General features: G+C 44.3%; 18 protein-coding genes. 10 read left to right on the top strand and 8 right to left on the bottom strand.

What is annotated here, in order from left to right; all coding sequences use genetic code 11:
• From C7I86_RS11890 to C7I86_RS11875, 4 genes are all read right to left on the bottom strand, one after another.
• Complete coding sequence (locus C7I86_RS11890) at nucleotides 1-459, bottom strand: DNA-3-methyladenine glycosylase (RefSeq protein WP_010873461.1); 459 nt, start codon at nucleotides 457-459, stop codon at nucleotides 1-3.
• Between the two features lie 42 nt (nucleotides 460-501).
• On the bottom strand, nucleotides 502-1,350 hold the full coding sequence (locus tag C7I86_RS11885; RefSeq protein WP_010873460.1) for an IS630-like element ISTcSa family transposase: 849 nt from the start codon (nucleotides 1,348-1,350) through the stop codon (nucleotides 502-504).
• A 40-nt stretch (nucleotides 1,351-1,390) separates the two neighbouring features.
• Entirely contained in the window at nucleotides 1,391-1,600 is a 210-nt protein-coding gene (locus C7I86_RS11880) for a hypothetical protein (RefSeq protein WP_020862160.1), read from the bottom strand.
• A 160-nt stretch (nucleotides 1,601-1,760) separates the two neighbouring features.
• A complete protein-coding gene (locus tag C7I86_RS11875; RefSeq protein WP_010873459.1) occupies nucleotides 1,761-2,633 on the bottom strand; it encodes an NAD(P)-dependent oxidoreductase in 873 nt (290 codons plus the stop codon).
• A gap of 392 nt (nucleotides 2,634-3,025) precedes the next feature.
• On the opposite strand from C7I86_RS11875, the gene tatC reads away from it, so the two are divergent.
• Together tatC and C7I86_RS11865 are read left to right on the top strand one after the other, a co-directional pair.
• A complete protein-coding gene (gene tatC, locus C7I86_RS11870; protein ID WP_010873458.1) occupies nucleotides 3,026-3,790 on the top strand; it encodes a twin-arginine translocase subunit TatC in 765 nt (254 codons plus the stop codon).
• A 53-nt stretch (nucleotides 3,791-3,843) separates the two neighbouring features.
• Nucleotides 3,844-4,488, top strand: a complete 645-nt coding sequence (locus tag C7I86_RS11865) for an LON peptidase substrate-binding domain-containing protein (protein WP_010873457.1) — start codon at nucleotides 3,844-3,846, stop codon at nucleotides 4,486-4,488.
• Between the two features lie 75 nt (nucleotides 4,489-4,563).
• Here C7I86_RS11865 and ftsH2 read toward each other — a convergent pair whose 3' ends face one another.
• Nucleotides 4,564-6,447, bottom strand: coding sequence for an ATP-dependent zinc metalloprotease FtsH2 (gene ftsH2 / locus C7I86_RS11860; RefSeq protein ID WP_010873456.1), 1,884 nt, complete (start codon nucleotides 6,445-6,447; stop codon nucleotides 4,564-4,566).
• 273 nt (nucleotides 6,448-6,720) lie between these two features.
• Between ftsH2 and C7I86_RS11855 the strand changes: the two genes are divergently transcribed.
• Nucleotides 6,721-7,296: a Uma2 family endonuclease gene (locus C7I86_RS11855; protein WP_010873455.1), complete on the top strand. Its 576-nt coding sequence runs from the start codon at nucleotides 6,721-6,723 to the stop codon at nucleotides 7,294-7,296.
• Nucleotides 7,297-7,374: 78 nt separating this feature from the next.
• Here the strand turns inward: C7I86_RS11855 and C7I86_RS11850 are convergent, their stop codons facing one another.
• Nucleotides 7,375-8,823, bottom strand: coding sequence for a hypothetical protein (locus tag C7I86_RS11850; RefSeq protein ID WP_010873454.1), 1,449 nt, complete (start codon nucleotides 8,821-8,823; stop codon nucleotides 7,375-7,377).
• A 425-nt stretch (nucleotides 8,824-9,248) separates the two neighbouring features.
• On the opposite strand from C7I86_RS11850, the gene petE reads away from it, so the two are divergent.
• The 3 genes from petE to C7I86_RS11840 all read left to right on the top strand — a co-directional run bounded on the left by petE (nucleotide 9,249) and on the right by C7I86_RS11840 (nucleotide 10,883).
• Nucleotides 9,249-9,629 carry a plastocyanin gene (gene petE, locus C7I86_RS11845; protein WP_010873453.1) on the top strand — a complete coding sequence of 127 codons (381 nt, stop codon included), beginning with the start codon at nucleotides 9,249-9,251 and terminating at the stop codon, nucleotides 9,627-9,629.
• 406 nt (nucleotides 9,630-10,035) lie between these two features.
• A complete protein-coding gene (locus tag C7I86_RS19215; protein ID WP_010871315.1) occupies nucleotides 10,036-10,395 on the top strand; it encodes an IS630 transposase-related protein in 360 nt (119 codons plus the stop codon).
• On the top strand, nucleotides 10,296-10,883 hold the full coding sequence (locus C7I86_RS11840) for a transposase (RefSeq protein ID WP_308417040.1): 588 nt from the start codon (nucleotides 10,296-10,298) through the stop codon (nucleotides 10,881-10,883). The genes C7I86_RS19215 and C7I86_RS11840 overlap by 100 nt, the downstream gene beginning before the upstream one ends.
• A gap of 10 nt (nucleotides 10,884-10,893) precedes the next feature.
• Here C7I86_RS11840 and C7I86_RS11835 read toward each other — a convergent pair whose 3' ends face one another.
• Nucleotides 10,894-11,541 carry a sterol desaturase family protein gene (locus C7I86_RS11835; protein ID WP_228670061.1) on the bottom strand — a complete coding sequence of 216 codons (648 nt, stop codon included), beginning with the start codon at nucleotides 11,539-11,541 and terminating at the stop codon, nucleotides 10,894-10,896.
• Between the two features lie 177 nt (nucleotides 11,542-11,718).
• On the opposite strand from C7I86_RS11835, the gene mnmG reads away from it, so the two are divergent.
• Nucleotides 11,719-13,626, top strand: a complete 1,908-nt coding sequence (gene mnmG / locus C7I86_RS11830) for a tRNA uridine-5-carboxymethylaminomethyl(34) synthesis enzyme MnmG (protein ID WP_010873451.1) — start codon at nucleotides 11,719-11,721, stop codon at nucleotides 13,624-13,626.
• Here mnmG and C7I86_RS11825 read toward each other — a convergent pair.
• Nucleotides 13,599-17,135, bottom strand: coding sequence for a PAS domain S-box protein (locus C7I86_RS11825; RefSeq protein WP_010873450.1), 3,537 nt, complete (start codon nucleotides 17,133-17,135; stop codon nucleotides 13,599-13,601). The genes mnmG and C7I86_RS11825 overlap by 28 nt on opposite strands.
• 136 nt (nucleotides 17,136-17,271) lie before the next feature.
• Between C7I86_RS11825 and trmFO the strand changes: the two genes are divergently transcribed.
• From trmFO to C7I86_RS11810, 3 genes are all read left to right on the top strand, one after another.
• The gene (trmFO, locus tag C7I86_RS11820; RefSeq protein WP_010873449.1) at nucleotides 17,272-18,642 is read left to right on the top strand and encodes an FADH(2)-oxidizing methylenetetrahydrofolate--tRNA-(uracil(54)-C(5))-methyltransferase TrmFO; all 1,371 of its coding nucleotides are present in this window, start codon (nucleotides 17,272-17,274) and stop codon (nucleotides 18,640-18,642) included.
• Between the two features lie 64 nt (nucleotides 18,643-18,706).
• Complete coding sequence (locus C7I86_RS11815) at nucleotides 18,707-18,928, top strand: DUF2281 domain-containing protein (RefSeq protein ID WP_010873448.1); 222 nt, start codon at nucleotides 18,707-18,709, stop codon at nucleotides 18,926-18,928.
• A complete protein-coding gene (locus C7I86_RS11810; protein WP_010873447.1) occupies nucleotides 18,929-19,306 on the top strand; it encodes a type II toxin-antitoxin system VapC family toxin in 378 nt (125 codons plus the stop codon).
• The last annotated feature ends 37 nt before the right edge of the window (nucleotides 19,307-19,343 follow it).

Raw genomic sequence — 19,343 nt, 5'->3', positions numbered from 1 at the left:
CTACAAGTGAATCTGGCTAACCGTTGCCGACAAACTCCGCCACAAATACCAACTAGCCAGACTGCGATAGGGCTGCCAGTTTTTGCCGTATTCGGACACTTGCTTTGGATTAGGGCGATCGGGCAATTGATACAATTTTTGAATTGCAATCCGAATTCCTAAATCTTGATTAGGTAAAATATCCTGACGACGAAGACGAAATAGAAGAAATAGTTGCGCTGTCCAGGGACCAATTCCTTTAATAGCTGTTAACTGTTCAACGATGGCCCGGTCACCCCAGGTTTCTAATTCAGGTAAAGAAGGAAAATTATTTTGTAAGGCGATCGCCCAAGTTTTTAAATAGCGAGTTTTATAACGGGAAATACCTAGTTCCCTCAATAATTCTGGGTCCACATTAGCTAAGGTTTGTGCGGTCCATCCTTTGGGTTGCCCATAGTCCAAAAATCTTTGGAATAACATTTGCGCCGTATTAGTATAGTAGTTTCAAATAAAGCTGAGACGCTAAACGCCACAGTAAGAACGGATAATTTCATCAAGAGACGTGTCAATAGGAGCGTACATTCTAGCTCGTTTCAAGGCACTAAAGTCATGCTCAATATCATTTAAATCAGGAGAATATTTCGGCAAAAAAAGAACTTCATGACCTGCTTCTTTAGCCAATTCTTTAATGGCAGTTTTACGATGAATAGGAGCATTATCCATTATTAATATTGATGGAATGTCGAGGGAGGGTAGCAAATATAATTTTAACCATCCTTCAAAGCCTTCTGCATTCAAACTCCCGGTAAAAACCATCGGCGCAATCAAATCTTTTTTTCCTTTTCTTCTCCCTGCTACTAGATTTTCTCTGACTCCCCTTTTTCCTTGTCTATCTCCATAAACTTTTTTTCCTTTTTTTGACCAGGCATAAATACAAGCCTGGATTGCTTCGAATCCAGATTCATCTATGTAAACTATAGCTTGACTACCATAGAGCTTAATTAGTTCTCTTAACATTCTATAGTACTTAACTCGTTCCTCCCGGTTTCTTTCTCGATAACGTAGTTCTTTTTTTTTTCTGTTTATTTTCATTTTCTTTAATGCGTAATATACGGCACTCGGCCTCACTCCAAATTTCTTGGCTCTGTCTATCAATCTTGCATCGGGATTTTCTTCTACGTCTTTTTTTAGAGCTTCCCAGTCTAATTTCCTATGGCGACGCTCTACTTTTATTGGGCTTAAATCTACTCTATTTAACCATCTGTATATCGAGGCTTTTCCTATTTTATATATCTTGGAAGCCTCAGTTATTTTTCCTCCAGCTTCTATATAAGCTACTACCCTTTGCCTTAAATCTAAACTGTAAGCCATTGTTTAAACCTGTTCATTTTGTACACTCCATAATTTTACATTAAATTCTCTCATCGTTAATTGAAATGACTATATTGATTTGTTGACCGATAATCCCCCAGGCGATCGCCTCCAAGAGAGTGGTGCGGGGTGGATGATGGGTTAATGAACAAACTTCTAACCCAGTAATTAAAGTACCAAGTCGGTCATCCTGGGATTGTAAATATTCAATTCCTTGATTGAGATCAAAATCATATAAAGTTTTTATCATCAATAATTGTTGAGCAGATGGGACCTTTTAATCTGAAATGATGGGGAGTAAAATCAGTTTTCAACATCCATGTTTACTCCAGTAAAATTTTAATTTATTAAAGCTAAATTGCTTCAGTGGGCATCTACCTTTTTCCTCTTTATACTTTATCCAAATTAATCTAAGCTTCGCGATAGGCACGGATAATGGCTTGGGAACCCTGGTCTTCTCCCCCCAATAATTGAACCGATGTAAACAAGCTTTCTGCCAACGTAACCCCTGGTAATGGGCCATTTTCAGCGGCTTCCCGGACGAGGCGCAGATCCTTAAGAAGATGTTTGACCATAAAGCCTGGGGCAAAATCAGCCTCCGACATTTTCGGTGCTAAATTAGTCAAGGCCCAGGAACCCGCCGCCCCACTGCCACAAGTATCAATTACTAACTCTGGGGCAATCCCCAACTGCTCAGAAAGTTGTATAGCTTCCGCAGCGGCGATCGCATGGATGCCACAAAGTACCTGATTACAAAGCTTAACAGCTTGACCACTGCCACTGGGACCACAGTGGACTATTTTTTCTCCTATGGATTTGAGGACGGGTAAAGCTTCTTCAAAATCCGAAATATCACCCCCCACCATAATCGTTAACGTACCGTTGATTGCGCCAACGTCACCTCCTGTTACCGGCGCATCCAAAAAGCGTAAACCCTGGAGTTTTAAATTTGTAGCTAGTTCATAAGCCGCAGTTTTACCAATGGTACTGCAATCAATTATTAAGGCTTGGGGTTTAGCGTATTCAGCAATCCCTCCCGAACCTAAAATAAGCTGTTGAACATCTTTTTCATCTCCAACACAGGTGAGAATAATATCTGCATTTGCCGCCGCCACCGCAATGCTAGTAACAACTTTAACCCCTGCCTTTGCTGCTTCCTGGACAGAAGGACGCTCTAGGGTGCGGTTATAACCAACTGTTTGATAACCATTTTTAACTAGGTTTTGAGCCATAGGACTGCCCATAACTCCTAAACCGAAAACTGCAATTTTGGAAACGTTCATAATAATTCTAGGCGCTTGGAGCAATAAGAATGATATATAGAGAAAACTAAAAGATTACATTCTAGCATGTCAATAAAAAATAGTAATTCACTTCTCTGACTTATCTTTTATTTCTTTTTTTTTATTTGAGATTAATTTTGGAACATAAAAATCAAGAAAATCAGTAATATTTAATATTTTTTGCTGTTCCTTTTATATTCAAGAATAATTTAAAGATTATCGCACCTAAATTTTCGTTTTTGGGCAATTATTCTGATCTGAGGGCGGGTCAATTTTAGGCAAACCCGTCATAGCCGAGCAAATGGCGATCGCCTAGCTAACTGCCATGTCATCGCAATCAGTGCCAGGAGAATGTCAGAATAGGGGCAACTTGTTTTCCTTGCCCTGAAACCATGTCAACCCAGCTTGATAACATCACTTCCGCGGAAACTGCCCCCGATTATTTGGACGAAGTGCCCGATGACGTGGAAATGTCTTTGTTTGATCACCTCGACGAACTCAGAACTCGTATTTTTCTGTCTTTGGGGGCGGTCTTGGTCGGGGTAGTGGCCTGCTTTATTTTCGTTAAACCCTTGGTGCAATGGCTTCAAGTCCCGGCAGGCACAGTTAAATTTCTGCAGCTCTCCCCAGGGGAATTCTTTTTCGTTTCCGTCAAAGTAGCAGGCTACAGCGGCATTCTGGTGATGAGCCCCTTTATCCTCTACCAAATTATTCAATTCGTTCTACCCGGTCTAACCCGTCGGGAACGCCGATTACTGGGACCGGTGGTGCTAGGCTCCAGTGTACTTTTTTTTGCTGGACTGGGCTTTGCTTACTATGCTCTCATCCCCGCCGCACTCAAGTTTTTTGTCAGCTACGGAGCGGATGTGGTGGAGCAACTCTGGTCGATTGATAAATATTTTGAGTTTGTGCTGTTGTTGATGTTTAGCACCGGGCTAGCTTTTCAAATTCCGATTATTCAAGTGGTTCTCGGCTTTTTGGGCATCGTTTCCTCCGAACAAATGCTCAAGGGCTGGCGCTTTGTCATTTTGGGGGCGATGGTGCTGGGGGCAATTCTCACCCCTTCCACGGACCCCCTGACCCAGTCCCTTCTAGCTGGGGCAGTGCTGGGGCTTTACTTTGGCGGGATCGGTTGCGTGCGCTTACTGGGTAAATAGTCCCCAATCCTTTATCATTTGAAGTACGTTGCTTAACATTACGAAACATTAAGATGGCATCCTCCGTTGCAATTAGGGAACTTCCTCTTTTTCCACTGCCTGAAGTTGTGCTTTTCCCTGGGCGACCCCTGCCCTTGCACATTTTCGAGTACCGCTATCGGATGATGATGAACACCATCTTGGAAGACGATCGCCGTTTTGGGGTGTTGATGATTGATCCCAGCACAGGGGAAATTTCCGACGTGGGTTGCTGTGCAGAAGTATTGCGCTACCAAAGGTTACCCGATGACCGGATGAAGGTTTTAACTCTGGGGCAACAACGGTTTCGGGTGCTGGAATATGTGCGGGAAAAGCCCTACCGAGTCGGTCTAGTGGAATGGATTGACGACAAATACACGGGGCAGGATCTCCATGGCTTGGCCAAGGAAGTTGATCGCCTGTTGCATGACGTAGTTAGCCTGTCGGCCAAGTTGACGGATCAGAACTTGGAATTACCCGATGATTTGCCCGTGTTGCCGGTGGAATTGTCCTATTGGGTCGCAGGCAATCTTTATGGCGTTGCCAGTGAACAACAAAGTTTGTTGGAATTGCAGGACACTGCTGAAAGATTACAAAGGGAAGCGGAAATTCTCATGTCCACCCGCAACCACCTCGCCGCCCGCACCGCCTTGAAAGATGTTTTAGGCACAGAAGAATAGAACGCAAGAAAAAAGCCCTGTTCCGAAGAATCAGGGCCTTGCTGACCATACTAAATTGGTTGGAGAAGGGAATTTTTATAGTTGGGGAATTAACTGTTCCTTGACGGGAACCTCGGCGTATTCCGCCACAATTTGCCGAAATTCTTCCCCATCAATGGTTTCTTTCTCAATTAAAAGATCCACCAGGCGATCAACCACTTCCCGTTGTTCTTGGACGATTTTGCGAGCCATTTGGTGACCCTGTTCAGCCAATTGCCGTACTTGGGCATCAATGCGGGTGGCTACTTCTTCGGAGTATTCAGAACGGTTCATCAAGCCACCACCCAGGAATACTTCCCCACCTGAACTCTCCAGGGAAATGGGACCAAGGTTGCTCATGCCAAAACGAGTTACCATCTGGCGAGCCATCTCAGTTACCTGTTGTAGGTCACCACCAGCCCCAGTGGTTACTTCGTCATCGCCAAAAACTTCCTCTTCAGCGGCTCGACCGCCCATTGCTCCAGCAATACGGGCCATCAGTTGGGCTTTGGTGGTTAAACCCTGTTCTTCGTTGGGAGTGAACCAGGTCAAACCTTGGGCTTGGCCCCGAGGAATAAGGGTGACTTTTTGCACGGGATCATGGTCTTTTAACAATGTGCCCACAATGGCGTGGCCTACTTCGTGATAAGCAATTAGCCGCTTACTTTTGCTGTCCACCAAGGGGGTGCCTTCCATACCAGCTACCACCCGGTCCACGGCATCATCAATTTCCAACAGAGTGATAGCGGATTTACGACGGCGGGCGGTGAGAATGGCGGCTTCATTCAATAAATTGGCCAAGTCAGCCCCACTAAAACCGGGAGTACGGCGGGCAATGGAGTCGATGGAAACTTCCGGTGCTAACTTTTTATTGCGGGCGTGGACTTCTAAAATTTCCTTACGACCAGAGTAGTCAGGGGCATCCACCATCACTTGGCGATCGAAACGACCGGGACGCATCAAGGCAGAATCTAGCACGTCAGGGCGGTTAGTGGCGGCAATGATAATAATGCCCGTATTGCCTTCAAAACCGTCCATCTCGGTTAGTAGCTGGTTGAGGGTTTGTTCCCGTTCATCGTTACCACCACCGATACCAGCACCCCGTTGACGACCCACGGCATCAATCTCATCAATGAAGATCAAACAGGGGGCATTCTCTTTGGCTTTTTTAAACAAGTCCCGCACCCGGGAGGCACCAACGCCGACAAACATTTCTACGAACTCGGAACCAGAAATGCTGAAGAAAGGAACTCCGGCTTCCCCGGCGATCGCCTTGGCGAGGAGAGTTTTACCGGTACCGGGAGGGCCCACTAAGAGTACTCCTTTGGGAATCTTGGCCCCCACTGCAGTAAAGCGTTCGGGCTGTTTAAGGAAAGTTACCACCTCTTGCAATTCTTCCTTGGCTTCGTCAATACCGGCCACATCATCGAACATGACACCGGTTTTGGCATCCATTTGGAAGCGAGCTTTGGATTTACCAAAGTTCATGGCTTGGCCGGGGCCCCCAGGCATGTTGCTGGAACGGCGGAAGAGAAAAAAGAGGGAAGCAATCAAAAGCACGGGGAAAATCAAGTTGCCCACAAAACCCCAAACCATGCCATTGTTGCGGACAGGGTGGGAATCAAGGCGAATGTTGGAGTCCCGTAAACGGGCAATCAATTCCGGGGCATTGGTGGGGAGGTCAACCCGGGAACGGAGGGTCCGGTCTACTTCTGGGTCGCTAACTTGCACGATCGCCGTGCGGCCATTTTCATATAAATCCACACTGGTGATGCGGCCAGCATCCACATATTCGAGGAAGCGACCATAGGTCATGCGGGTGTTGGCAGTGTTGGAACCGAGGTTGGCATCTGCCCCTCCAAAGCTCCCCTGCCAGAAGAAAAAGCCGACTACCAACAGGGGTAGGGACCAAAGTAGGGCAGTTCTCCAGGAAAATTTCATATGTTAGCTCACTTTAAAAGTTAAGACGGTCGTAGGATTTAGTGTAATCGGTTAACTGTGGAACGGAGACTGGACTCCGTCATGGAGGATTAGCTCCCCGACGCCGTGGAATTGATTAATTTTGTTGACAACGGAGTTTTGTAACAAAATCTTAACTAAATGTAACGTAATTCTCATAATTACGACAACCCCCTCGCCCCGGGAGGATCACCGCAAAATATTCACCATAACGAATTTGCTAGTTTGAAAGGTAATCGTTTAAGGGACACTGCCATGGGTCAAACCATCACTCCGCCTCCCCTCACCCTGGAGGAATTTTCCTGTTTACCGGAAGGGGAAGTTAACTACGAATTGCAAGACGGAACGGCGATCGCCAAAATGTCACCAAAAAGAATCCATTCCAGTCTCCAAAGAACGTTACTCTTTCTCCTGTCTGATTGGGGAAATAGCCAAGATTGTCCCTTGCCTGGCGAAGCCTATCCCGAATGGGGCATTTGTCTGCAAAAGGATGGGCAAGATTGGGCCCCGGTGCCTGATGTTACCTACATTTCTGACCAAAAATTGACTCCCTTCGCCCTGGAAAATGACTTTTGCCCTGTGGCCCCGGAATTGGTAGTGGAAATTATTTCCCCCGATCAATCCTTTGAAGCTATGACCCAAAAGGCTTTGGATTATCTGGCTGCCGGAGTAGAAAGGGTCTGGATTATTGGCGATCGCCATCGTAGTTTGACTATTTTTGCCCCCGACCGCCCGCCCCTTACCTATCAAGGAGACCAACTGGTGGAGGATGATTTATTGCCCCAGTTAAGCTTTACGGTTAATGAATTATTTGCTAAAGCTAAAGTCTAAGGCGGGAAAGTCACCCCAAACCCTTGTAGTCCAGATCCGGATCTGAGGTAGCAAGAAAACTTCTAGAAAAACAACTAATTAATTAGTCGCTTTGGTTGACCAACCAGAAATTGGATTTAGATTTGGTGCGGATGGCGGAGCCACAATGGTACTTACAAGTTCCTCCCAAGTTAATCCAGAAATGTCGCTAAAGATCATCTGGTTGGAACTAGAAGAGTTAATTACTTTTTTGACAATTAATGAACCGGTTACCCCACCATCATTACCACCACCATTAACCCCATAAACATAGTCCGGAGCCAAAATGAAAGCTTCAATATTATTTCCTCCAGAAGCCAATATTTGTGGCGGCGTGGAAGAATGGGCGGATTGTCCATAACCGAAAATATTCAAATCCGTTGGTTTATAGTCGGCGCAACTTCCGGAACAAGAATGGTTTAAATGGGTGTTCCCACTCACATTGATATCACCTTTAACATGCATTAAAACTAAAAATCTTTCGCCAGAAGTGGGGTTAATCGTTCGTACATTGATCGTATCGTTTCCACCCAAAGCTATTTTGTCAATGCAGTAAACATAGGCAGGCAGATTTGTGCCATCATTAAGAGTTATGGTCGTACTAGCGTCGGTACTTCTCGGCAAGGTCATACTCCCGGACATGGTGGCAAAGGTATTGGAAGCGGGACAAGTGGGATAGGGCGGGAGATTGGGTTGGGGCACATTACTATAAATGGCCTCATAGGTACCAATGGCAACTTCACTGTTAGGAAAATCAGCCGGGTCAACGGAAGCATCGCAATCATTAACGATAATGTCTGAATATACGTCTTGATTGCCCGAAACAATTTCGTCCCCGGTGGCCGTTTCCGTAACCCATAAACTTGAAACGGAAGCATCATTGGGAAGACGGGTGATAGGAATTTTTACCTCTATCCTAGACCGAGCTTCATTGGCGGCATTACGGTTAATGGCTCCTTCCACAACTAAGGTGCCTGTGCCGGGGCCAAGACCGATCGCCCCTCCGTTGGCGGTGTCTGGGGTGTATTGATAGCTGACTAAACGAAATTCACCCTGGGGTAAGGTTTTCCAAGCTCGATTGCTAGCCGTTGCCGTTATATCGGTGGTGGTGGTTGCTGGCGGCTGACAGGCCGCACCGGGAGTTGTAATTGTCCAACTTCCTAAGTTAGGGAGATTGTGCCAGCTAGGGGTACTACCAGTATCGGTACAAGTGTTACTGCCAGCGTCCCAATTTTGACAATCTGGCAGGGCAGAGATGAAACGATTGGCTGGGGTATTCATCAAGTTGATTATCTTGGTAATGCCCGCTTCGGCGGCATTTTGAGCTTGGTCGGTGGCCGCTTTGCTGGTGGAGTCATTTTGCTGAAACATTGACCTTTGCATCATCACAATGCCAATCACTGTTAGCACTAGGCCAACCATAATGGCCATCGGCAAGGCAAAACCACCGTTATCAGCAGAACGACGGCGGGAAAAAATGATTAAACGAAAAAATTTGCAAGGATTCATAGCGGTTGCCCAATCTAACTCAGGGAGCGACTTCAGCCCACAAAAAACACCACTGGGCCTACTGGGCTATTCCCATTATCATCTACATTGAAGGGATAGCAAGCTAATTTTTATGACGGCGATCGCCAAAAACAAAGAAAATTCAGCAATTACCGTGGGTAGCAAAAAATCCCCATCTAAAGTTCAGTAAATATAGCTAGAACAACCAAGCATTTTCGGCAAAGTACTATTCAGATAGAACGAGAAATGAGCTTGTTCTATCCGCCCGGGGCTGAGGCTGTATAATCTACGACGGGCTGTCAAACATTGTGATACCATGGGCAGAAGAAAGGAAAAACGTCCCTGATCGCCTTTTTGGGCACGGAGTAGGGCGTTACCCCGGCCCGTTCAACCACAAGTCCCTATAGATACAATCGCCAAGAAGTATGTCTAAAAAGTTTTTAACAATCCTCGCTGGCCTTCTGCTGGTGGTCTCCAGTTTCTTTTTATCCGTGAGCCCCGCTGCCGCTGCCAATGCAACAGTGAAAATGGGTTCTGACAGTGGTGCCCTAGTTTTTGAACCCAGCACCGTCACCATCAAAGCTGGAGAGGAAGTCAAATGGGTTAACAACAAACTCTCCCCTCATAACATTGTGTTTGCCGCCGATGGTGTGGATGCTGACACCGCTGCTAAGCTCTCCCACAAAGGCTTGGCCTTTGCCGCTGGTGAAAGCTTCACCTCCACCTTCACTGAGCCCGGCACCTACACCTACTACTGTGAACCCCACCGGGGTGCTGGCATGGTAGGCAAAGTTGTCGTTGAGTAATCAGCCAGCTCAATCTGTGTGTCGTTGATTTAAGCTTAATGCTACGGGGTCTGTCTCCAACTCCCTCAGCTTCTCGCAATGGCAAGGCAAATAATGTTTCTCTTGCTGAGTAGATGTTCAGGAGGACGGATCGAAAGTCTACAAAACAGATTCTTGACCAAGCCATCTACTTAGAAAAACTTCTGCGTTTTGGCGATCGCATCTTTTAAGCGAGATGCGATTTTTTTGTCCATTAGTTTGTATTTTAATACTCTTTTGTTGTTTGATTTCGTCCAAGCTTTTCTTGGTATGTGGGATCTTCCGTGCCCAAAATTTTATCCCAGAAAGTGAAATATAGTCATTTCAATTAACGATGAGAGAATTTAATGTAAAATTATGGAGTGTACAAAATGAACAGGTTTAAACAATGGCTTACAGTTTAGATTTAAGGCAAAGGGTAGTAGCTTATATAGAAGCTGGAGGAAAAATAACTGAGGCTTCCAAGATATATAAAATAGGAAAAGCCTCGATATACAGATGGTTAAATAGAGTAGATTTAAGCCCAACAAAAGTAGAGCGTCGCCATAGGAAATTAGACTGGGAAGCTCTAAAAAAAGACGTAGAAGAAAATCCCGATGCAAGATTGATAGACAGAGCCAAGAAATTTGGAGTGAGGCCGAGTGCCGTATATTACGCATTAAAGAAAATGAAAATAAACAGAAAAAAAAAGAACTACGTTATCGAGAAAGAAACCGGGAGGAACGAGTTAAGTACTATAGAATGTTAAGAGAACTAATTAAGCTCTATGGTAGTCAAGCTATAGTTTACATAGATGAATCTGGATTCGAAGCAATCCAGGCTTGTATTTATGCCTGGTCAAAAAAAGGAAAAAAAGTTTATGGAGATAGACAAGGAAAAAGGGGAGTCAGAGAAAATCTAGTAGCAGGGAGAAGAAAAGGAAAAAAAGATTTGATTGCGCCGATGGTTTTTACCGGGAGTTTGAATGCAGAAGGCTTTGAAGGATGGTTAAAATTATATTTGCTACCCTCCCTCGACATTCCATCAATATTAATAATGGATAATGCTCCTATTCATCGTAAAACTGCCATTAAAGAATTGGCTAAAGAAGCAGGTCATGAAGTTCTTTTTTTGCCGAAATATTCTCCTGATTTAAATGATATTGAGCATGACTTTAGTGCCTTGAAACGAGCTAGAATGTACGCTCCTATTGACACGTCTCTTGATGAAATTATCCGTTCTTACTGTGGCGTTTAGCGTCTCAGCTTTATTTGAAACTACTATACAACCCATAGTTGGCATTGTATTTGAGGTGATGTAGGGAATGATGGGCCGTGCCAATAAAGTATTTCCCTAACCAATGATGAGGAAATGCTAAAGGTAGGCGATCGATACCCAAATGATTAATCACCGACCAAATTGTCATGGTCATTAATATCGCTAATAAAGTAAAAAAATGGAGAGGAATAAGGGAAACAACAATAATTAAAAAAAATGATTGCACGATCGCCTCTGGCAGATCAAAGGCAAAGGAAGTGAGGGGGGTAGGATAACGGGAAAGATGATGTCCTTTATGGAACAAAGAAAACAATCTCGGATGATGGAAAAGGCGATGGGTGAAATAAAAATAGGTATCTTGTAAGAACAAAATTAAAACGTAACTTATTCCCAGATACCAAAGTCCGTGTTGGTATGGATCGACGTATAAACGATTCATTTTTCCGCCATAGCTCGACAAAATAAATGCCCCTGCCAGGGCAAAAATAATTGCTGAAATTATGGAAAGTTTTATATCTTTGCGAATTGATTGCGAAGAGGGAATATTAATGGGTAAATGGTTCTTAAGTAACGATTGACCCCAAGGGGAGTAAAAAAAAGCATAGGTTCCCCCCGCAATTAGAAAATATCTAAACAAAATAATAGCAAAAAATACAAGTATATAAATCCAAAATAAATGATCCATAAATTAGGCTAATAATGCCATAACAAGTCAATTAGTTAATATTTGTCTGAAATTCAGTTTAATTCTCTAAAAGTTGAACTAAAGACTAAAATATAGTTTTTAGCCCTGCTACCATTTTAGTGCGCCGCCATGACCCTTCGATCGCCAGTGGAATTCCAAGACCAATTTGATGTCATCGTGGTGGGGGCAGGCCATGCGGGTTGTGAGGCGGCCTTGGCCACGGCTCGGTTGGGCTGTCGCACCCTACTGTTAACCCTCAACTTAGACCGCATTGCTTGGCAACCCTGTAACCCTGCAGTGGGAGGGCCGGCTAAATCCCAGTTAACCCATGAAGTGGATGCACTGGGGGGGGAAATTGGCAAAATGGCCGACCGTACCTATCTGCAAAAGCGGGTGTTAAATATTTCCCGGGGGCCGGCGGTGTGGGCATTGCGGGCCCAAACGGATAAGCGGGAATATGCGGCGGTGATGAAAAATATCGTTGAAAATCAACCTAATCTATCCATTCGGGAAGGGATGGTGACGGATTTGGTGTTGGGGGACAATGATGAGATTCAAGGTGTGCAGACCTACTTTGGCGCTTGCTTTGGAGCCCAGTCGGTGGTGATTACGACAGGGACTTTCCTGGGGGGCAAAATTTGGATTGGTAATAAGTCCATGCCAGCGGGGCGGGCCGGCGAATTTGCGGCAGTAGGCCTAACGGAAACTTTGAATGAACTGGGCTTTGAAACTGGCAGGTTAAAAACGGGAACTCCGGCCAGGGTTGATCGGCGATCGGTAGATTATGACAAATTAGAGCCCCAACCCCCAGATGAACAGGTAAGTTGGTTTAGCTTTGACCCGGAAGTGTGGGTAGAGCGGGAGCAAATGAATTGTTATTTGACCAGAACAACAGCTAAGACCCACCAATTAATTAAAGATAATCTCCATTTATCTCCCATTTATGGCGGTTTTATTGACTCTAAGGGGCCCCGTTATTGTCCTTCCATCGAAGATAAAATTGTTCGTTTCGCTGACAAAGAAAGTCACCAAATTTTTATCGAGCCGGAAGGTCGAGACATTCCTGAATTGTATATTCAAGGTTTTTCCACGGGGCTACCGGAAAATGTGCAATTGGCCATGCTACAAACTCTACCGGGGTTGGAAAATTGTGTCATGTTGCGCCCCGCTTACGCAGTGGAATACGACTTTTTACCGGCTACCCAGTGTTATCCCAGTTTGATGACCAAAAAAGTGGCAGGACTATTTTGTGCTGGGCAAATTAACGGCACCACTGGCTATGAAGAAGCGGCGGCCCAGGGTCTGGTGGCGGGGATCAATGCGGCCCGTCATTGTCAAGGAAAATCATTGATCATCTTCTCCCGGGAGGGAAGTTATCTGGGTACATTAATTGATGATTTATGCACCAAAGATTTGCGGGAACCCTACCGGATGCTCACCAGCCGTTCCGAGTACCGCTTAATTTTACGTTCCGACAATGCCGATCAAAGGTTAACCCCTCTGGGAAGGGAAATTGGCTTAATTGACGATCGCCGTTGGGACCTATTCCAAACCAAACAAGCTAACATCACCGCCGAAAAAGAAAGACTGTACAGTACCCGCATCAAAGAGCAAGATGCAGTGGGTAAAGAAATTGTTGATTATACCCAACAGAAAATTAAAGGCTCCATTGTGCTGGCGGAGTTACTACGACGACCTGGATTTCATTATCCAGATTTAGAAAAATTTCAGTTGGGTAACGAGGAATTAAAACCGGAGGAAAAAACCAGCGTGGAAATCGAAATCAAATATTCCGGCTACATTAAGCGGCAACAAACCCAAATTGAACAGGTGAGCCGCCATAGCCAAAAACGTTTGCCCCCCGGCTTAAATTACATGGCCATTGAAACCCTATCCATGGAAGCAAGGGAAAAACTAACCCAGTTCCAACCCCTCACCATTGGTCAAGCCGGTCGCATTGGGGGCGTTAACCCCGCCGATATCAATGCCCTCCTGGTTTATCTAGAAACTCAACTCAGGCGATCGGTTTCCCCCTGAGCAATCTGGATGATCGGGGCAGGGTTTAGGGGCAATTTGATCACCATTGTGGTCCCTTTTCCTGGCATCGATATCACCTCGATTGTCCCTCCCTGAAATTCCACATAGCGTTTAACAATGCTCAATCCCAAACCAGTACCGGGAATATCCCCTACGTTGCTGGCACGATGGAAAGCTTCAAACAGTTTTTCCTGGTCCTGGAGGGGAATACCAATGCCTTCGTCCCGTACTTGGAAAAGTAAATGCTCTTCATCCTTACTAATATCTAGGGTGATAGTGCTACCCGGGGCCGAATATTTAATGGCATTACTTAAAATATTTTCCAAAATATGGCGGAGTAGTCTCACATCCACCAGGGAGTGTTCGTCCGGCTTGAGATGGTAGTTAAGCTCAAAATTATGTTCACTGCCCAGGCCACAGCTAAAATTCTCGATTAAATCGTTAGCTAAGTTCCTTAGGTTAATGTTACCTAGCTCAATTTCTATCTTATTGGCATCATAGCGACTAATGGAAAGCACATCATCAATTAGTTGTTTCAGCCGTTGGCTAGAATTTTGGATATTGTTAATATATTGTTGTTTTTTCTCTGTAGAAAGACGATCAAAATATTTGGACAATAACTCTCCAAAACCAATAATAGAAGTTAAAGGAGTACGAAATTCGTGGGACACAATATCAACAAACTGACTTTTAGCTTCATTTAGTTCCCGTTCTTTGACCAAAGATCTCAGGGTTTCGATTTCCGCTCGTTTAATGTCAGTAATGTCTTGGCCAAACACCACCACCCGAGCAGTGTCTGATAGATCATCAACTAAAAATTCTACTGTTTGCGCCCAAATTTGTGTGCCGTCTTTTTTCTCCATAGAAAAAATAGTCCACTCCCCCAGGTTAGGACGTGCCTGTTCTAGATTTTCTGCATATTCTTCCCGATGAATTTTTTGCCATAGCAGGGGATCTTCATACATTTCATCTGGAGTATAACCCGTCAAACTTTCAAAAGATGGATTAATATAATACCAATTACTAAAGTTTATTGTTCTCATGCCAAAGAAAATTGGCAGATTTTCCACAATACAACGGAGAGTAGCTTCGTTATTTTGAATAATTTGTAGCTGTCGTTTTTGATCTGTTATGTCTTGAATCACCGCAAGGATATTGGTCTGATTATTTGAAGTGATCAAGGCAGTGGAAATTTCAACGGTACGCAAAGCTCCATCCCGACGGATAATTTGCCACTCTTCCTTGACCATATCTACCCCTAAGGCCACTGCCTTCATTCTCACCCTTACTGCCTCTTGAGGCTGTCCATGGGAATAAAGAGTTTCATACCAACCGCATTGATTGATTTCTTCTTGACTATAGCCAGTGATATTTTTCATCATCGGATTCCACACAGTAAATTGCAGGAAGGGAAACTGCTCAACTTCATAACAAACAAATAATCCTTCCACCATTTTTTCCAATAATTGCCGACGAAAATAATTTTCCCGTTGCAGTTGGGCTTGAATGGTCTTTTGGAGGGTTATATCGTGGACTATGCACTGAACAATTGAGTGATTTTCATAGGTAATTACACTGGCGGAAATGTCAACGGAAATTAATTCTCCAGATTTTTTTACGAGTCTGACATCGGTTAATTGGGAAATTTGTTCCCTTTTAAGAGTGCGCCAAAAGTGTCTTTGTTGAGCATAAAACTCTGGGGTCAATAGCCTAAGGTCAAGCAAAGAATGCCCAATTAATTCTTCTTGATCATAACCACTCAACTCCACAGCCCGATAATTGACTTCTAGGACAATGAAGTCAATGGTAATTAAAATAATTGCATCACCGGCATCTCGGACTAAAGCTCTATATTTTGCCTCCTGGGTGGTAAGGGTAATACTCACCTGTTCTTTCTCGATAATTTCCTGCAATAATTGGCTATTGCTACTTTCCAGCTCACTGGTTCTCTCTTCAATAAGAACTTCTAGGTTTTCATTAATAGTTTTTAGTTGAATTTCTGCTAACTTGCGTTCAGTAATATCAGAAAAAGTTACTATTATTTCCTGAATGGTGTCTTCATTATAGAATTCAGGGTAAGCATTAATATACGCCCAGAGTAATTGGTCAGTGTCGGGACGATAAATACCCATTTCAAAATTTTTTAAGGAAGATTGGTTGGCTAAAACCTGGGCCACAGGAAATTCCTCTTTTTCTAATTTTTCTCCTTCTTTATCAAAAAACATCCAATATTCATCATCAATATCCCTGCCTTCTAAATCTGTTAAACCGAGGAAAGATTCTGCTTTAGGATTAGCATAAACAATTTCGGCATTGGCATTGTGTACTATTACTCCATTGTCAAGATTTTCTAAAAGACGATAGTATTTATTCTGATTTTCCCGCAATTGGTTCTCCATGCGTTTGCGGTCGCTAATATCCCGTAAAGAGACTAGCTTTGCGGTTTGTCCATACCATGTAATTTCGGTTACACTAACATCCACCGTGTAAATAGTGCCGTCGTCTACTAGTAAGCTAAATTCCGTATCTTCCAATGGACTGCCAATGGTTCCCACTAATTCTTCCAAAGTACAGTTAAGAAGTTTCACTGCCTGGGCATTGGCATAACAAATGTAATTATCTTCATCTAAAACCAATAGCCCGTCCTTGATGCTGGCAAAAATGTCTCGGAAATTGGCTTCACTGTTTCTAATGGCTTGTTCCTTTCGAGCCCATTCTGAAATATCCCGACAACTATAAAGATAAATACCTCCATTAATAGCGACTTTCTTAAGATTGATGAGTAAATAATGAATTTTACCTTGTTTATCTTGAACATCATGCCGTAAATTTTTTAATTCCCCCTTTTCTTTTAACTCATATTCGTTAAATCTAAAATCACCCAGGAGCGTTTCTACGGTTCCCATGGCGTTTACTTCCGCCAAGGAATAGCCGAAGATATTATCAATATTTGAACAAATAAAAGTAAATTTTCCGGATAAATCAGTGACAAAGACAGTATCGGAAATATTGGCTAAAATTATTTCACTGAGTTGTTCTGAATGATTATTTTTTACATCAAAATGAACAGATTTAACTGAACTTTCTAGGTAATTATTATAGTATTGCAGAGTTTGTTTCTGCTGGAAAAGCTGCAAATAAAGTTTAGCTTTCACCTGAAGAAAATTTTGGTTAGGCGGTTGTGCCAGAAAGTCAACCAACCCCAAAATATTTATTTCTGCCATTGCTTTGGTGATAATTTCTTGCCGAGCTAGAAAAATAATTGGAGTTTGTTCAGCCAGGGGAAAAGAACGAAGAATTTTAGCGGTGTTTAGCCCGTCCAATTCAGACATTTCCTGGGCCAAAATCATCAAGGCAAATTCTGTGGTGGCGGCGGTGGCGATCGCCTCTTGGCCGGAGTTAGCGGTGATTATTTCCACTGGCAGGGAATCCAGGGCCCGTGACAGAGCAACAAGATTTTCCCGCTGATCATCCACTAACAGGACTTTGGGGCTAGGAATGATAGGCATGGGTTCCAAGGTCAAACATTGATCAAGACAAGGAAAATTCCATTCTTCAGGAGATGGGGCCTTCTCCTTGGGCGGTAGACTGTCCCCTGCTTTAAAATGTTAGTCTCTAACTATTTTTGAATTTTCAAAGTTCCCTATGACCACTTTAACGCCCATCCATGTTATCGGTGGAGGCTTAGCGGGTACGGAGGCCGCCTGGCAAATTGCCCAAGCAGGAGTTCCAGTTATTTTGACGGAAATGCGCCCCGAACGTCTGAGTCCAGCCCACCACAGTGAGGATTTGGCGGAGTTGGTCTGTAGCAATTCCTTTGGGGCCAAAGCTGGCGATCGGGCAGCGGGACTTTTGCAAACAGAATTACGGCAGTTGAGTTCTCTCATTATTACCACAGCGGATCGCCATGCAGTGCCAGCTGGGGGTGCTTTGGCGGTGGACCGGGGAATTTTTAGCCGGTCTTTGACAGAGCAAGTGGCCAGCCATCCCCTGGTGGAATTACGGCGGGGGGAAGTAACGGAAATTCCCAGGGAAGGTATTACGGTGCTGACTACGGGACCCCTCACTAGCCCAGCGCTAACGGAGGATTTGCAACAATTCACCGGCATGGAATACCTAAGCTTTTTCGATGCGGCCAGTCCCATTGTGGTGGGGGATTCCATCAATAAAGAAGTAGCTTTTTTTGCTTCCCGTTATGACAAAGGGGAGGCGGCCTATCTCAACTGCCCCTTTAACCGAGAGCAATATTTCAATTTTTGGCAGGCATTGTGTGAGGCCGAACAAGCTCCCCTGAAGGACTTTGACCGAGAAACAGCTAAGTTTTTTGAGGGATGTTTACCCATAGAAGAGTTGGCCCAGCGGGGGGAAGACACCATGCGTTACGGCCCCCTAAAGCCCGTTGGTCTATTTGATGCCCGTTTGGGGGATTTTCGAGATCCTGCTAACAAGGAGAAAAAGCCCTATGCAGTGGTGCAATTGCGCCAGGAAGATAAGGCAGGACAATTGTGGAATATGGTGGGTTTTCAGACCAATTTACGCTGGGGAGAACAGGGACGGGTTTTCCGCTTGATTCCCGGTTTGGAAAACGCTGAGTTTGTTCGCATGGGGGTAATGCACCGCAATACTTTTATTAATTCCCCCCAACTTCTGACCGCTAGTCTCCATTTCGGCGATCGCCAGACTTTATTTGCGGCGGGGCAGTTAGTGGGAACGGAGGGTTATGCCGCTGCCACAGCCGGGGGATGGTTAGCGGGCACCAATGCGGCCCGGTTGGCGTTGGGTTTACCTTTGCTCACATTGCCGGCCACCACCATGATGGGAGCTTTATTTAACTTCATCAGTTCCGCTTCCCCCAAACATTTCCAGCCCATGCCGCCCAATTTTGGAATTTTACCGGAATTGCCCCAGCGGATTCGTAATAAGCAAGAACGTTACGGTCAATATCGGGATCGAGCTTTGGCTGATTTAACAACCTGGCAAACTAGCATCAAAAGTCTAGCAACCTGTCGAGTTTAGGGATGGCAACTACCAAAAAAGTCAGCTTAGAATCGATACAAAGTCAAAATTAAGGAGCAATCCCATGACAGACACCGCCCTACTAGAAAAGATCAATGCTCTCCCCGATGCCATGAAAATTGAAGTAGAACACTTTGTCGAATTTCTGCTGACTAAGCAACCACCAGTCAGTCCAGTAACCAATGATGGACAAAAAAAATATCGTCAAGCAGGTGTTCTAAAGGGGAAAATTTGGATGGCAGATGACTTTGATGCTCCTTTGGAAGAAATGCAGGAGTATATGTAAATGCTACTGGACACCCACACGCTTTTGTGGTTTTTAGATAATGATATAAAACTACCATCACATCTCAAGAGTTTGATTGAAGCCAAGCCAAAAGTTTATGTCAGCATTGTATCTCTCTGGGAGATTGCCATTAAACTCAACATCAACAAACTAAGGCTTAATTACGCTTTTACTGATCTAGAGAATTTACTTGCTGATCTCAATATTTCGGTTTTGAACATCACATGGCAACATTTGGAAGCTTGTCGCAATTTGCCCTTGCATCATCGAGATCCTTTTGACCGTATGATTATTGCCCAGGCTCAGCAACATAATTTTTCCGTCATTAGCAAAGACGAAAATTTCAAAAAATACAACGTTAATTTAATCTGGGAATGAGAACAATAACCTGTTTGTATGAGTCATTTTCATTCCT

Origin of the sequence: Synechocystis sp. IPPAS B-1465 (assembly GCF_003015225.1) — a bacterium.
Lineage (GTDB): Bacteria > Cyanobacteriota > Cyanobacteriia > Cyanobacteriales > Microcystaceae > Synechocystis.
The sequence above is the reverse complement of the archived record's forward strand: the minus strand, read 5'-3'. Positions and strand labels throughout refer to the sequence as shown.